This is a genomic window from Nesterenkonia lutea, from assembly GCF_014873955.1.
Taxonomy (GTDB): domain Bacteria; phylum Actinomycetota; class Actinomycetes; order Actinomycetales; family Micrococcaceae; genus Nesterenkonia; species Nesterenkonia lutea.
Map to the genome: position 1 here is coordinate 2711705 of NZ_JADBED010000001.1, position 14310 is coordinate 2726014.

Here is a 14310-nt window from a genome sequence, read left to right on the forward strand (position 1 = left end):
CCCGAGCGCCTGGACACCCACCACACCTAAGAAGAGAACCATGCCCGAGAAGACCCCCGTCCGGTTCGACCTGGGCCCCGCCCTGCTGTTCTGCCCCGCCAGCCGACCCGAGATCTTCGGCAAGGCCGCCTCCGCCGCAGACGCCGTGATCATCGACCTCGAGGACGCGGTGATCTCGGGTCAGAAGGAGATCGCGCGGCAGAACATGATCCACGCCCTGGACCAGTCAGCGCCGGGCATGGACCTGAGTCGCACGCTCGTCCGGATCAACGCCCCGGGCTCCGGAGAGCTCGAGGCCGATCTCCGCGCGCTGGCGGACACAGAGGTCAGCTACGTGGTGGTCTCCAAGGCGGAGCGGACCGAGGTCCTGGACCAGGTGGCGAAGGCGCTGCCCGGCGTCGGACTCATCCCGCAGATCGAGACCCCGGTGGGGGTGCTCAATGACCTCGCGCTGGCCCAGCATCCCGCCACGGTCGCCCTGATCTGGGGCACCGAGGACCTCATCGCCGGCATCGGCGGGACCACCTCGCGCCACAACGACGGCACCCAGCGCGACATCATCTGCTTCACGCGCAACCGGCTGCTGCTCACCGCAGGCGCCGTGGGCGTCCCGGTGATCGACGCGGTGTTCACCCGCGTCCCCGATCTGCAGCGACTGGCCGTGGAGACCGAGGACGCCTGCGCCTCCGGCTTCATCGGCAAGGCCTGCATCCACCCCGATCAGGTCGAACCCATCCGCCGGGCCTACACGCCCACCGCGACCGATCTGGAATGGGCCAAGGGTGTGATCGCCGCCTTCGAGAGGCACGCCGGACTGCATCCCGGCCAGGGCCGCCGGTCCGACCCAGAGCTGTCCGGAGTCTTCAGCTTCCGCGGGGAGATGATCGATGTGCCCGTGATCATCCAGGTCCAGCGCATCCTCACCCGCTTCGAATCCATCGGCCAGGTCGCCTGAACCTGCAGCCCACGTCCGAAAGGCGGTCCGCCCTCATGTTTGCTGGCTTCTACGACGAGATCCACGAAGAGTTCCGCGAGGTGGTGCGCGAGTTCGTCACCCGCGAGGTGAGCCCGCACTCCAAGACGTGGGACTCCGAGCACATGATCGAGCGCTCGCTGTGGTCCGCCGCAGCGGAGAACGGCTTGCTGGGCCTGGCTGTCGATGAGGAGCACGGGGGCATGGGTCTGGGTGACTACCGGTTCCGCATGATCATCGATGAGGAGCTCGCCCGCGCGAACGCGCTCTCGGTGGCACTGGCCCTCCACCTCCACGATGACTGGGTGCTTCCGGCGCTGCTGAAGTTCGCCACGGCGCAGCAGAAGCAGACGTGGCTTCCTCGCTTCATGGACGGCAGCTTCGTCTCCTCGGTGGCCTTCACCGAGCCGGGAGCCGGTTCAGATCTGCGCTCCGTGCGTACCAAGGCAGTCAAGGACGACGACGGCGGCTGGACCCTGAACGGACAGAAGACCTTCATCGGCAATGGAATCTCCGGGGACGGTGCCCTGGTGCTGGCCCGCACCGACGGCTCAGAGCCGCGGGAACGCGGCGCCGAGACCTCCTTCAGCCTCTTCCTGGTGGAGAAGGCGGACAATCCCGGCTACCAGCCCGGACGCCAGCTCGAGAAGATGGGACTCACGGCTTCCGACACGGCCGAGCTGTTCTTCTCCGATGTGCACGTCCCGGCGGGGAACCTCATCGGGGAGCCGGGCCGCGGGCTGGAGTACGCCAAGGCCATCCTGCCCCAGGGCCGGCTCGGGGTCGCCACCTCTGCGGCTGCGGTCACCGCCGAGGTGCTGCGCCAGACCGTCGACTATGTGGGGCAGCGCGAGGCCTTCGGGCAGTCGATCCGCGAGTTCCAGCACACCAGATTCCAGCTGGCCGAGCTGCAGGTGGGCCTCGAGGCCACCCAGCGCTATGTGGCCGCTGCGGTGGAGAGCTTCAACGCCGGCAGCCTCGACCTTGTCGCCGCCTCCAAGGCGAAGCTCTGGGCGAGCGAACAGGCCAAGAGCAGCGTGGATGCCTGTCTGCAGCTGCATGGCGGGTACGGCTACATCCTGGACTACCCCGTGGCTCACGCGTACCTCGCAGTGCGCCTGCTGACCATCTTCGGCGGCACCAGTGAGATCCTCAAGGAGACCATCTCCGCCGACCTGACCGGCTAGAACGCTGCGGCGGCCCTGACCGGCTGGAGCGCGGCTGCGCCGGCCCGCCGGTCACCGCAGGGCACGGGTCATGAACACGCTGTTCGGATCCGGGACATAGCTGCCGAACGGGGGACAGACGGTGAACCCGTGCCGCGCGTAGAGCCGCCGGGCCGCCGCGAAGTAATCCTCGACCCCGGTCTCCAGGCTCAGTCGCGAGTAGCCTCGCGCGGCGGCCACCGCGATCAGGTGCTCCAGCATGGTGCTGGCCACCCCGCGTCCCCGCGCCTGAGGGGCCGTGCGCATGGTCTTGATCTCCCCGTGGGAGGGGCCCAGCTCCTTGAGCGCCGCGCAGCCGGCCAGGGAGTCACCGGGGGTCAGGGAGTCACCGGCGGCCAGGGATCCCCGGGGCTGGATCCAGGCGCTCCAGAAGGTCAGCTCAGGGGCATGCAGCGCGGTCAGGTCCAGGGCGTGGATGCTCTCGGGCGGGGAGGTGTCGTGCATGTCCTTCAGGTGTTCCGTGATGAGCTCCCGCACGGCTGGATGATCCAGGGTCCCCTCAGTGATGCGCATGCGCAATATTCTGCCACCGGGCTGTGTGGAGATTAGTCTTGCTGAATTCCGAACCCGTTCCAGGGCAGCGCCGGAGGAGAACAGGACAGCATGAGAACAGCACCACCACCGTCGGTGAAGCCGCGCGCAGGCTCCACACTGATCTACCTCTTCGGTGCCCTCGGTGGACTGAACTGGGGTTATGACACCGGGGTCATCTCCGCCGCGCTGGTCTACCTGCGCCGGGACTTCGAGCTCTCCAGCTGGGCCGAAGGTTCCATCGTCACCGGCCTGATGATCGGCGCCGCCGTCGGTGCGGGCCTGGGCGGTCGGCTCTCGGACCGCTATGGCCGCCGCGCCGTGCTGCTCGCCACCGCCGTGCTGTTCCTCATCGCCCCGCTGGGCATGGCCTTCGCTCCCAATGCGGAGGTGCTCTTCGCCGCCCGCCTGGTGGTGGGCCTGGGCACCGGGCTGGCCGCCGTCGTCCTGCCGGTGTATCTCTCCGAGATCGCTCCGGCGCGGATCCGCGGCCGGGTCACCGCCTCCTACGTGCTGGCCATCGTGATCGGCCAGTTCCTGGGCTTCGTGGTCGGTGTGGCCTTCGCCCCGATGGAGTCCTGGCGCTGGATGCTCGGCCTCTCGGTGGTCCCCTCGGTGCTCTTCGCGCTGGGCCTGACTGTGGTCCGCGAGACCCCTCGCTGGCTGGTGCACAGGGGGAGGGAGACCGAGGCCGAGCAGATGCTGCTGCGCGATCGCACCCCCGAAGAGGCGCGCCGCGAGCTGGGCGAGATCCACGAGGTGCACGAGGCGGAGAAGGCCGACGGCGTCTCCGGCCTGCGCGCGCTGCGCCGGCCCTGGGTGCTCTCCATCCTCGGCGTGGGCTTCGGCCTGGGCGTCTATCAACAGATCATGGGCATCAACGCGGTGCTCTACTACGCGCCCACCACGCTGCAGAACGTCGGCTTCTCCGATGAGGGGGCGATCGCCTCGAACCTGATCATCGGAGTGCTCAACATCGTGGCCGTCTGGATCGCGATCAGCTACACCGACCGCTGGGGCCGGCGGCCGATGCTGCTGGTGGGTGCGCTGGGCACCTCGCTCGCGCTCGCGGTCCTGGCAGTGGTGAACCTGGCGCTGCCCTCTCCGGACGGGCTCGGGGCACTGGGCATCGCCACGCTGGCCTGCCTGGGCGTGTTCATCTTCATGTTCCAGGTCAGCTGGGGCGCACTGGTCTGGGTGGTGCTCGGGGAGATCTTCCCGCTGGGCGTGCGCGCCGCGGCGATGGGCGTGGTGACCACCGCCCACTGGCTGGCCAACGGCCTGGTCTCGCTGCTGTTCCCGACGGCGCTCGCCGCCTTCGGCGTGGGATGGATCTTCGCCGGCTTCGCCGTCATCTGCTTCACCGCCTTCCTCTTCACCTGGAGGAAGGTCCCGGAGACCAAGGAGCGCACGCTGGAGCAGATCGAGACCGCCTTCCGTCGCGCCGGCTGAGGCTGTCAGAAGACAGGAGCGGCGTGCCGCCCTCCGGGGAGTCCCGGACCTCAGATGCCCGGCTGGTGAGGGTTTCCCGGCACGGAGTTCGCCCAGGGCACCCGAGTGCCGGCGGAGGGGTTGTCCATGAGCAGCTCGAGACCGCTTCCGGACGGCTCGGCGGTCGCGCGCACATGCGCAGTGCTCGGCGGAGACCAGAGCGGCACCAGAGCCGCCAGTGCCGGCAGCACGGAGATCAGCAGCTCGGCGCCGAGGAGGAGCAGCAGCGGGGTCAGTGCCAGCACAACGGTCGAGGTGATCCGCCCCCGTCGGGAGCCGCTGGTTCCGCGCAGTGCGGAGAGCCCCAGAGTCAGCGCGAGGAACGCCGCGCCGCCCAGCACGGAGATGGCGTAGGTGACCGGTCCGACCGCGGGATCGATGGCCTCCACGGTGAGCAGATGCACCACCGCGCAGCCCAGGACCGCTGCTGCTGCCATGAGCTGCAGCACGAGACTGATTCGCATCGTCTTCGGCATGGCCTCACCTTCCTGTCCCCTGCTTCCGCTGTATCCGTCTGTATCCGTCTGTGCGGGATGGCTCGGGGACTGGCCGTGTGTCGTGAGTCGTGCATGTGTCGTGGGGCACAGATTCTACACGCCTGGGTCACCTGGCCTGGGTGGGATAGCGCTCCCGGCAGAAGCTGCGCAGCCGTTCAGCCAGGGCCTCCAGGCTCGTCTCCGCGTGGTGTCCGCCGCGCCATGAGGCGTAGAGATGGATCTGCAGGGCACCGCTGACACCCAGGATGCGCAGTCCATGCAGCCCGTACCTAGGGTCATCGGTGAGGATGGCGGCACCGCGTCCGGCGGCGGCGAGGGCCTGCGCCACCTGGCTGTATTCCGACTCCAGCGTCCGAGCTGGGGCGATCTGTTCCGCGTCCAGCGCCGCGTCGATCACTCGTCGTGCCTTGAACCTGCCGGTGGGCAGGATCAGCGTCTCCTGTCCCAGCTCGGTCAAGGTGACCGCCTCCCGATCCGCCCATGCATGTGTGCGCGGGACATAGGCCCACACGGGCAGGGTGGCCAGGTGCAGGCTGCGCGCCGTCTCGGAGGGCCGGCCGGGGCTCAGCACCAGATCAAACTCTGAGAGCTCGGGGATGATGTCGGCGTCGATGGCGATCTCGGCGACGGAGGGCACGGGATCCTCCGGTTCAAAGGTGGCGACGAAGGGAGCGAGGATGTCGGTCAGCGTCGTGGCCGGTGCTGCGAGGGAGACCGTGCTGATCTCTCCCTTGGCCAGCTGCGAGGCGAGCTGCGCGGTCTCCCGGTGGTGCCGGATCAGGTCACTCGCCGCGGCATGAAACTCACGGCCCCCGCTGGTGAGCCGGAGACGACCGTTCCTGCGGTGGAACAGGGTCAGTCCCAGCTGGGTCTCGAGTTGTCGGATCTGACGGGAGAGCGAGGGCTGCGTGAGATGGAGCTGCTGTGCCGCCGCTGAGACGGTGCCGGCCTCGACCACGGCGAGGAAGTATTGCAGGTGACGCGTGTCCATGCCTCCCAAGCATAGTGTGTCGTCGAAGCAGGCATTGGACTGCATGGGAATGCTCTGTGAAGCTGAAGAAAAGCATCCCGATAACAGGAGACCACTCATGAGCACCTCAGCTGCCACCTTCCCCGTGACGAACCCGGCCACGGGGGAGCACCTGCAGGACGTCGCCGACATCGATGCAGACCAGGCGCTTCAGCGGGCAGAACTCGCCCAGCAGGCCTTCCTGCAGTGGCGTGAGAAGGCCCCCAGGGCCCGCGCCGAGATCCTTGCCCGGGCCCACGCGCTCATGATCGAGGACGTGGAGCGGCTGCGAGACCTCATCGTCGCGGAGAACGGCAAGTCCCGGGCAGACGCCGAGGCCGAGGTCCGCTACGCGGCCGAGTTCTTCCGCTGGTACGCCGAGGAGGCCGTGCGCATCGGCGGCCAGTACACCGAGGCGCCAGCGGGCGGAGTGCGCAACATCGTCACACACCACCCGGTCGGGGTCGCGCTGCTGATCACACCCTGGAACTTCCCTGCGGCCATGGCCACGCGGAAGATCGGCCCCGCCCTGGCGGCCGGCTGTGCAGTGGTGCTCAAGCCCGCGCGGGAGACTCCGCTGACGGCGATCGCCATCGCCGAGATCCTGCAGCAGGCAGGACTCCCCGAGGGAGTGCTGCAGATCGTCACGACCACGACCACCAGAAAAGTCGTCTCGGCGTTGCTGGCCGATGACCGGATCAAGAAGGTCTCCTTCACCGGATCCACCCCCGTGGGACGGACCCTGTTGGCACAGTGCGCCGAACGGGTGGTCAACGCCTCCATGGAGCTGGGCGGCAACGCTCCGTTCATCGTCACCGCCGACGCTGACGTCGAGGCGGCGGTTCAGGGCGCCATGATCGCGAAGTTCCGCAACTCCGGGCAGGCCTGCACCGCGGCGAACCGCTTCTATGTCCACGCTGATGTGGCCGAGGAGTTCATCGCCGGCTTCGGCGCGCGGATCCAGGAGCTGACCGTGGGCGATCCCGCCGGTGGTGCGCAGCTGGGACCGGTCATCCATGACAAGGCGGCCGCGGAGATCCGCGAGATGATCCAGGCCGCGGTGGACGAGGGCGCCACGGCCTCCCATGTCGGGACCCTCCCCGCAGACACCGCCACAGAGAGCTTCATCGCGCCCACGTTGCTGCGCGATGTCCCGGCCGACGCCGCCATCCTGAGCCAGGAGATCTTCGGACCGGTGGCCCCTGTGGTCACCTGGGAGGACCCCGAGGTGATGCTCGCCCTGGCCAACGCGGCCGAAGTGGGCCTGGCCTCGTATGTCTACGCCGGGGACCTGCAGCAGGCGATCAAGATCGCCGAGCGTCTCGAGGCAGGAATGGTCGGGGTCAACCGGGGCATCGTCTCGGATCCCAGCGCACCGTTCGGCGGCGTGAAGCAGGCAGGCATCGGCCGTGAAGGCGGCCACTGGGGCATCGAGGAGTTCACCGAGCCGCAGTACCTCAGCGTCGACTGGTCGAACTGAGCCGTCAGCCGCGCCGGCGGCGTGCCGGAGCCCCGGAGCTGTGCGCCCGCGGTGCTGGCGGAGCCGTCGAAGCCGCCCCGGGCGAGACCGCAGCTGAGACCGCAGCTGTGCCCGCAGGGCGCTCTCGCCCGGGTGGCTCACCTGGTGGACTCCGGGGTGCGCGAGCGGCCCAGCCTCGGGGGCCGCGGCTATGCTCAGATCCGGCGAGAAGCCCATCCCCATTCAATGACGAATAGGACCCAGCTGCTGTGACTGACACCATCTCAAACCTCTCCCGCCAGGCGACGGAGCCGAGCGGTCCTCGAAAGTCCGCCGGCCACGTCATCGTGGACACGCTCGTGGCGCACGGCGTGGAACGCACCTATGTGGTCCCCGGAGAGTCCTATCTGGACGTGCTCGACGGACTGCACCACTCTCCGATCGAGACCATCGTGTGTCGGCACGAGGGTGGCGCCGCCTATATGGCCGAGGCCGACGGCAAGATGACCTCCGTCCCCGGTGTCGCCATGGTGACCCGCGGCCCCGGCGCCGCCAACGCCCACGTGGGCCTGCACACCTCCTGGCAGGACTCCACCCCGATGGTCCTCTTCGTCGGACTCATCCCGTTCGAGCACCGTGACCGGGAGGCGTTCCAGGAGTTCGACCCGCATGCCTGGTTCGACTCCGGTGCCAAGCGGGTGATGGTCCTCGACCACCCCGAGCGGGCCTCCGAGATCGTGGCCGAAGCGATGTTCGCCGCCAACTCCGGGCGCCCCGGGCCCGTGGTGGTCGGTCTGCCGGAGGACATCATCAAAGTCGAGATCGACGCCGCGCTGCATCCCCCGATCCCCGTGGCCACCGGCGGGATGACCGTCAACGACTGGAAGGCGCTGCGCGACGCTCTGCAGACTGCAGACAAGCCGCTGTTCGTCACCGGGGGAAACGACTGGACCGACGACGGCGCCCGGGGACTCACCACATGGCTGGAGGAGCACCATCTCCCGGCAGCCGCGGAATGGCGCACCGAGGGGACCATCCCCTTCGACTCATCCTCCTATGTGGGTCCGATCGGCTACGGCCGACCCCAGCTGACCCTTCAGATGCTTGAGGAGACCGACCTGCTGGTCTTCGTGGGCACAGTCCCGGGCGATGTGATCACCGACGGGTTCCTGGTCCGCCAGAACTGGGACAAGAAGAACTTCCTGGTCACCATCGACCCGGCCCTGCGAGGACGCTCGGGTCCGGTCTCGTACCAGATCGTGGCCAAGCCTGATGTGTTCGTGCGGGACCTGGTGCGGATCGATCTTCCCGTGAAGGAGGAGTGGAAGGAGTGGACTGCCCGGCTGCGGGCTCATCAGGTCGACTTCTCCACCCCTGTCTCCACCACCCCGACCCAGGGCAGAGCGCGGATGGACACCATGATGGCCCAGCTGGTGGCCGGACTGCCCGAGGATGCCATGTGCACCTTCGGCGCCGGAGAGCACACGAACTGGGCTCACCGCTACTTCCCCGCCAAGGGCTATGCCTCGATGATCTCCGCACGCAATGGATCCATGGGCTACTCGGTGCCCTCGGCAGTCGCGGCGTCCCTGCGCTTTCCCGGCCGACGCGTGGTCACCATCGCTGGTGACGGGGAGTTCCTGATGAACGGTCAGGAGCTGGCCACAGCCACCCAATATGGCGCCACTCCGCTGGTGATCGTGATGGACAACCAGGAGTATGGCACCATCCGCACGCACCAGGAGCGGGACTACCCAGACCGGGTCTCGGGCACCCAGCTGAAGAACCCGGATTTCGCCCTCATGGCGCAGTCCTTCGGCGGATTCGGGGTGCGGGTGGAGCAGGACTCAGAGATTCCTGCAGCCCTCGAGGCCGCATTGCGCGCGATCGACGAGGAAGGTCGCTTCGCGCTGATCCACCTGATCGTGGACCAGCGCGTCAAGGCCTACTGACCGTGGTTGCTCAGCCGGTGCGAGGTGGTCAGCCGTGACCAGGTCCTTCAGCCATCGGACGCTCGGCCAGCGCGTCTTCTTCGGGGCAGGCAATCTGACCTCGGATGTGGGTGCAGAGCGTGAGCGACTCGCCGCCCGGCGGGTCATGCTCATCGCCTCCTCCAGCGCCGTGGCCGCAGCAGATCAGCTCGGCGATGTCCTGCCGGTGGCGCACCGGTACGACGGCGCGCGCCAGCATGTCCCGATCGAGGATGCCCACGCGGCACGGCAGATCGCGGCCGAGGTCGAAGCAGACCTCCTGGTCTGTGTGGGCGGCGGTTCCGCGATCGGCCTGGGCAAGGCGATCGCGCTGCGCTCCCGGACGCCGCTGATCGCCGTCCCCACCACCTTCGCCGGCTCCGAGGCGACGAACGCCTGGGGCATGACACGTCAGGGGCGCAAGACCACCGGGGTCGAGGACGCGGTCCTTCCGAGCAGCGTCGTCTACGACGTCGATCTGGTCGCCTCTCTTCCGGCGGATCTGGTGACCTCCTCGGGGATGAACGCGCTGGCGCACTGTCTGGACTCCCTCTGGGCGCCCGGAGCCGACCCGATCAACGAGGTCTTGGCCGTTGAGGCCATGCGTGCACTGTCGCAGGGTCTCGTGCAGTTCACGGCGAACCCCGGGGCCGACCCCGGGGCCGACCACGGGGCTGACGCCGACGGGCTCCAGCAGCTGCAGCAGGGGGCCTACCTCGCGGGCGCCGCCTTCGCCTCCGCCGGATCCGGGCTGCATCACCGGATCTGTCATGTCCTCGGGGGGACCTACAACCTCCCCCATGCCCAGACCCACGCCGTGGTGCTTCCCCATGTCCTCGCCTTCAACCTGGAGGCCGCCCCGGCAGCCGGCGCGCGCATCGCCGCAGCGCTCGGGGGCGCTGATGCGCTCCACGGGCTGATGCAGCTCGGCGCCCGCGTCGATGCGCCTCGGGCGTTGAAGGACCTTGGAATGCTCGAGCGGGACCTGGAAGCGGCAGCCCACCGGATCCACGCTGTCGTCCCGCCGAGCAACCCGCGCAGCATGGACCGTCGAGATGCAGCGCGGCTGCTCCGTGCCGCCTGGTCCGGCGATGATCCGGCGCAGCTTCGACACCCGCTGTAGCCACGGCTGGGCAGGGCACCACCGCGGCACATCTGCTCCGCGGCTCGGCGGCCCAAGGCTCAGACCCCCAGGTTCTGGCTCCGGAGTTCAGGCCCCGGGGCCTCGACCCTGAGCGGCGTGGGTGGTGTCGGTGCGGTAGTCGGTGTAGGTGTATGGATTGTCGAGGATCTTGGTCTCGGGAACCTCCGGGCTCATCCCGGCCTCCCACTCCTGCTGGCCCAGCTCGCCGATGAGGTGCTCCACGGTCTGCTCCACCGTGCGGCGGACCTTGGTGAGATCGATGTCCACCAGCTTGTGCTCGTGCTTGACGATCCGGCCGTTGACCATGACCGTGTGCACGTCTCCGCGCTGGGCCTGGAACACGACGTGCCCGTGGGGGTTCAGGATCGGGAACATGGCGGGGGAGTCATCATTCTTGATCAGCACGATGTCGGCCTTCTTGCCGACCTCCAGGGAGCCGATCCTGTCCTCCATGCCCAGCGCGGCGGCGCCGCCCATCGTGGCCCAGTCGACCACCTGATCTGCGCGCAGCCCCAGGTTGGTGCAGGTCTCGCCCGTGGCGTGGTGCTCGAAGTGTTCACGGGCGCGGTCGGAGCTCAATGTCGAACGCATGGCGGCGAAGGGATCGGCGCTCCACCAGACCGAGGTGTCCACCGACAGGGAGACGGGGATCCCGTGCTTGCGCAGCTGCCAGGAGGACGGGTAGCCCTGGCCGCAGCTGGACTCTGATTCGGCCGAGACCGAGGCCGCACCTCCGGTGGCGGCGATGCGCTGGTAGGAGTCCTGGCCCAGCGTGGCCGCGTGGACATAGACCGACTTCTCGTTCATGAACCCGTGCTCGTGCATGAGCCGGATCCCGTCGTCGTTGGTGGCGCCCCAGACTCCGGCGTGGGTGGTGACGCCGACGTCGAGGTCTCGGGCGACCTCGAAGGCCTTCTTCTCGGGGAACTCCGGGTCGCCGGTGACGTCGAAGGCCATCTGAAAGCCAAGCATGTCGTCCCCGACGGACCCGCCGGAGCGGGGGATCCGGCGATCCACGAAGTCGCGGAACTCGGGAGCGGCGGACCATTCCCAGGGTCCGGCGTGGATGTTGCCGTAGGCGAAGACGAAGCGACCGGCGACCTCTTCCAGCGCGTCCACCGCGGCATCGGCGTGGTCCACCGTGGACAGCCCGTGCGACCAGTCCACAGAGGTGGTGACGCCGGCGTCGATGGCCTCCACGGCGGAGAGCAGATTCCCGGCGTAGATGTCCTCGGGGCGGAACTTCTTCCCGTGCTCGAGATAGTTCCACACGAAGTACTGGGTCAGGGTCCAGTCCGCGCCATAGCCGCGCATGGCGGTCTGCCACATGTGACGGTGGGTGTCGATGAAGCCCGGGGTGATCATGCCGCCGGAGGCGTCGATCACCTGGGCGTGCTCCGGAGTCTCCAGATCGGGCCCGATGGCCGCGATGGTGTCTCCGCGGACCAGCACGTCCGCCTTGGCCAGGACGCTGTGGTTCTTGTCCATGGTCAGCACGATCCCGTTCTTGAACAGCACCGGGGCGCCGGTGCCGTTGACTGCGGCTTCAGAACTCATGTCAGCCTCCTGTGACGATATCTGTGATTCCTCTCACAGTAGCGGGTGTTCGCACAGTGGACAAGAGTCCGCTGACCCGGACGACTCCCACAGCTGAGCGACAGGGAGAGTGCAGAGCCGCCGTGGGGGCGCCGAGGGAGACCGAGGGGCAGGCCACAGCGGACAGCACGGGGCGCCGGAGACGTCGCCAGGCGGGTCGCCAGCCGGGTCGGTGGACGCAGGGTTGACGCTCCTGCCGCGCAGTGTGAAACTGATCACCAGACAAGCGGACGAATGTCCGCATGACGACCGGGGAGTCATCAGATCCTCCTCGGCACGTGCTGTTCGAGAGGATCCCGCCATGAGTCATCCCGGTTCCGACGATCGTGGGGGCGGCGTCGCCGCCCCCACACAGAATCCTGTCGGCACTGCCGCGCACGGACCCCGGCAGACGGGCGGCAGACTGCCGCTCGAGGGCATCGTGATCGCCGATTTCTCTCGCGTGCTCGCGGGCCCCTACGCCACCATGCTGCTGGCCGATCTCGGCGCCGAGGTGATCAAGGTCGAGGGCACCGGCGGCGACGACACCCGCACCTGGGTCCCGCCTCGCCGCCCGGACGGGGTCTCCACCTATTACGCGGCGATCAACCGCAACAAGAAGTCCATCGTGCTGGACTTCAAGGACGCCGATGATCTGGACGCGGCCCAGCAGCTCGCCGCCCGCGCCGACGTCGTCATCGAGAACTTTAAGCCCGGCGGGCTGAAGAAGTTCGGGCTGGACTATGACTCGGTGTCGAAGACCAATCCCAGCGTCATCTATTCCTCGATCACTGGTTTCGGCGCGCAGGGTGAGGGAGCGAAGTACCCCGGCTACGACCTGATCGTGCAGGCGATGTCAGGCCTGATGAGCCTCACCGGCTCCCCGGACGGCCCGCCCTTCCGCGCCGGCATCAGCGTCTTCGACGTGATGGCGGGTCTGCACTCGAGCATCGGCATCCTTGCGGCGCTGCGCCAGCGAGACCACACCGGGGAGGGCACCCATGTGGAGGCATCCCTGATGGCCTCGGCCATGTCCGGACTGGTCAACCAGACCCACGCCTACGTGGGCGGAGGCACCACCCCGATGCGGATGGGCAACGCCCACCCCTCGCTGTACCCCTACGAGGCGATGCCCACCGCTGACGATGACGTCATCATCGCGGCGGGCAACAACACCCAGTTCAGCCGACTGTGCACAGTGCTGGGCATCCCGGAGATCGCCGAGGACGAGCGCTTCGCCGATGTCGGGGACCGCACCGAGCGCCGCGACGAGCTGCGTCCCGTCCTCGAAGCGGAGCTGAGAAAGCACACCGCCCAGGAGCTCTTCGAGAAGCTCAACGATGTGGGCGTCCCCTGCGGGCCGATCAACACCATCAAACAGGGTGTCGAGTATGCCGAGGCGCTGGGCCTTGAGCCGGTGGTCCAGGTCGGCAGCGGCGCCGACGCCGTCCCCGGGGTCCGCCATCCGCTGACCTTCAGCACGATGACCCCGCGCTATGAGCTGGCACCGCCCAGGCTGGGCGAGCACACCGAGGAGATCAAAGCCTGGCTGAAGCAGCCGGAATCCCAGCAGCCGGAATCCCAGCAGAGCGAGAGGACGCAGCGATGAGCGCCGCAGAGCACGAGAACCAGACACCGAGCTACCCGACCTCGCTGGGGACCTCCACCGCCGAGGAGATCAGCCTCATGGGCCAGTCCCTCTCCGACGACCTCATGGGCAAGGTGGGCTTCGCGGAGCTGGCGTTCTGGATGACCGCCACCCGCCGGCCCGCCCCCGGAGAGCTGCGCACCTTCGAAGCGGTGCTGGTCGCGCTCGCCGATCACGGCTTCACCCCCACGGCGATCGCCGCCCGGCTGACCTACCTCTCAGCACCCGAGTCCATCCAGGGGGCCATCGCCGCGGGCCTGCTGGGCGGAGGCTCCCGATTCCTGGGCGTCACCGAGGACACCGGCAGGTTCCTGCACCAGGTGCTGGCAGACGACGACGGCGAGCGCAGCACCGACGCGGACTATGACGCCCTGGCGCGGGAGGCCATCACTGCGGCACGTGCCGCCCGGCAGATCGTCCCCGGCCTCGGACATCCGGTGCACAAGTCAGGCGATCCCCGCACCCCGCGGCTGATCCAGATCGCCGAAGAGGGCGGCACCCGCGGTGAGCACCTGCGTCTGTTCGAGGCCATGGGCAGGGTCAGCGAGGAGGTGCTGGGCAAGAAGCTGCCGCTCAACGGCGCGGGCGTCTGTGGTGCGGCCCTGGCCGACCTGGGCCTGCCCGTGGACTTCCTCCGCGGCTTCGCGCTCCTGGCGCGCACCGCCGGGCTGCTGGGCCAGATCGCGGAGGAGCGGCGGAACCCCATCGCCAATGACATCTATATGCACGTGGACCGGAATGCGAAGTTCGTTCCGCTGAGCACCGAAGCCCCTGAGGAGAGCTGACA

12 protein-coding genes are annotated in these 14310 nt (G+C 68.4%); 8 read left to right on the plus strand and 4 right to left on the minus strand.

The features are described from left to right. The first annotated feature begins 40 nt into the window (after positions 1–40). On the plus strand, positions 41–955 hold the full coding sequence (locus H4W27_RS12340; protein WP_192596194.1) for an HpcH/HpaI aldolase/citrate lyase family protein: 915 nt from the start codon (positions 41–43) through the stop codon (positions 953–955). A gap of 35 nt (positions 956–990) precedes the next feature. Next, positions 991–2160, plus strand: coding sequence for an acyl-CoA dehydrogenase family protein (locus H4W27_RS12345; protein WP_192596195.1), 1170 nt, complete (start codon positions 991–993; stop codon positions 2158–2160). Between the two features lie 51 nt (positions 2161–2211). Here H4W27_RS12345 and H4W27_RS12350 read toward each other — a convergent pair whose 3' ends face one another. After that, positions 2212–2712: a GNAT family N-acetyltransferase gene (locus H4W27_RS12350; protein ID WP_192596196.1), complete on the minus strand. Its 501-nt coding sequence runs from the start codon at positions 2710–2712 to the stop codon at positions 2212–2214. 90 nt (positions 2713–2802) lie between these two features. On the opposite strand from H4W27_RS12350, the gene H4W27_RS12355 reads away from it, so the two are divergent. Next, positions 2803–4182 carry a sugar porter family MFS transporter gene (locus H4W27_RS12355; protein ID WP_192596197.1) on the plus strand — a complete coding sequence of 460 codons (1380 nt, stop codon included), beginning with the start codon at positions 2803–2805 and terminating at the stop codon, positions 4180–4182. Positions 4183–4232: 50 nt separating this feature from the next. Here the strand turns inward: H4W27_RS12355 and H4W27_RS12360 are convergent, their stop codons facing one another. Then, positions 4233–4697, minus strand: a complete 465-nt coding sequence (locus H4W27_RS12360) for a hypothetical protein (RefSeq protein ID WP_192596198.1) — start codon at positions 4695–4697, stop codon at positions 4233–4235. Between the two features lie 127 nt (positions 4698–4824). Then, positions 4825–5709 carry a LysR family transcriptional regulator gene (locus H4W27_RS12365; RefSeq protein ID WP_192596199.1) on the minus strand — a complete coding sequence of 295 codons (885 nt, stop codon included), beginning with the start codon at positions 5707–5709 and terminating at the stop codon, positions 4825–4827. 97 nt (positions 5710–5806) lie between these two features. Between H4W27_RS12365 and H4W27_RS12370 the strand changes: the two genes are divergently transcribed. From H4W27_RS12370 to H4W27_RS12380, 3 genes are all read left to right on the plus strand, one after another. Then, positions 5807–7207 carry an NAD-dependent succinate-semialdehyde dehydrogenase gene (locus H4W27_RS12370; protein ID WP_192596200.1) on the plus strand — a complete coding sequence of 467 codons (1401 nt, stop codon included), beginning with the start codon at positions 5807–5809 and terminating at the stop codon, positions 7205–7207. 248 nt (positions 7208–7455) lie between these two features. Then, positions 7456–9138, plus strand: a complete 1683-nt coding sequence (locus H4W27_RS12375) for a thiamine pyrophosphate-dependent enzyme (RefSeq protein ID WP_318782357.1) — start codon at positions 7456–7458, stop codon at positions 9136–9138. A 34-nt stretch (positions 9139–9172) separates the two neighbouring features. Beyond that, positions 9173–10279: a maleylacetate reductase gene (locus H4W27_RS12380; RefSeq protein WP_192596201.1), complete on the plus strand. Its 1107-nt coding sequence runs from the start codon at positions 9173–9175 to the stop codon at positions 10277–10279. A gap of 87 nt (positions 10280–10366) precedes the next feature. On the opposite strand, the gene H4W27_RS12385 is transcribed toward H4W27_RS12380, so the two are convergent. Next, positions 10367–11857, minus strand: a complete 1491-nt coding sequence (locus H4W27_RS12385; protein WP_192596202.1) for an amidohydrolase family protein — start codon at positions 11855–11857, stop codon at positions 10367–10369. Positions 11858–12197: 340 nt separating this feature from the next. Between H4W27_RS12385 and H4W27_RS12390 the strand changes: the two genes are divergently transcribed. Then, a complete protein-coding gene (locus H4W27_RS12390; protein ID WP_192596203.1) occupies positions 12198–13484 on the plus strand; it encodes a CaiB/BaiF CoA transferase family protein in 1287 nt (428 codons plus the stop codon). Next, a complete protein-coding gene (locus tag H4W27_RS12395) occupies positions 13481–14308 on the plus strand; it encodes a citryl-CoA lyase (RefSeq protein ID WP_192596204.1) in 828 nt (275 codons plus the stop codon). Before H4W27_RS12390 ends, H4W27_RS12395 begins: the two co-directional genes overlap by 4 nt. Positions 14309–14310: the final 2 nt, after the last annotated feature.

Coding starts and splice junctions, on each gene's coding strand:
- H4W27_RS12340 (WP_192596194.1), top strand. CDS start 41: ATGCCCGAGAAGACCCCCGTCCGGTTCGACCTGGGCCCCGCCCTGCTG.
- H4W27_RS12345 (WP_192596195.1), top strand. CDS start 991: ATGTTTGCTGGCTTCTACGACGAGATCCACGAAGAGTTCCGCGAGGTG.
- H4W27_RS12350 (WP_192596196.1), bottom strand. CDS start 2,712: ATGCGCATCACTGAGGGGACCCTGGATCATCCAGCCGTGCGGGAGCTC.
- H4W27_RS12355 (WP_192596197.1), top strand. CDS start 2,803: ATGAGAACAGCACCACCACCGTCGGTGAAGCCGCGCGCAGGCTCCACA.
- H4W27_RS12360 (WP_192596198.1), bottom strand. CDS start 4,697: ATGCCGAAGACGATGCGAATCAGTCTCGTGCTGCAGCTCATGGCAGCA.
- H4W27_RS12365 (WP_192596199.1), bottom strand. CDS start 5,709: ATGGACACGCGTCACCTGCAATACTTCCTCGCCGTGGTCGAGGCCGGC.
- H4W27_RS12370 (WP_192596200.1), top strand. CDS start 5,807: ATGAGCACCTCAGCTGCCACCTTCCCCGTGACGAACCCGGCCACGGGG.
- H4W27_RS12385 (WP_192596202.1), bottom strand. CDS start 11,857: ATGAGTTCTGAAGCCGCAGTCAACGGCACCGGCGCCCCGGTGCTGTTC.
- H4W27_RS12390 (WP_192596203.1), top strand. CDS start 12,198: ATGAGTCATCCCGGTTCCGACGATCGTGGGGGCGGCGTCGCCGCCCCC.
- H4W27_RS12395 (WP_192596204.1), top strand. CDS start 13,481: ATGAGCGCCGCAGAGCACGAGAACCAGACACCGAGCTACCCGACCTCG.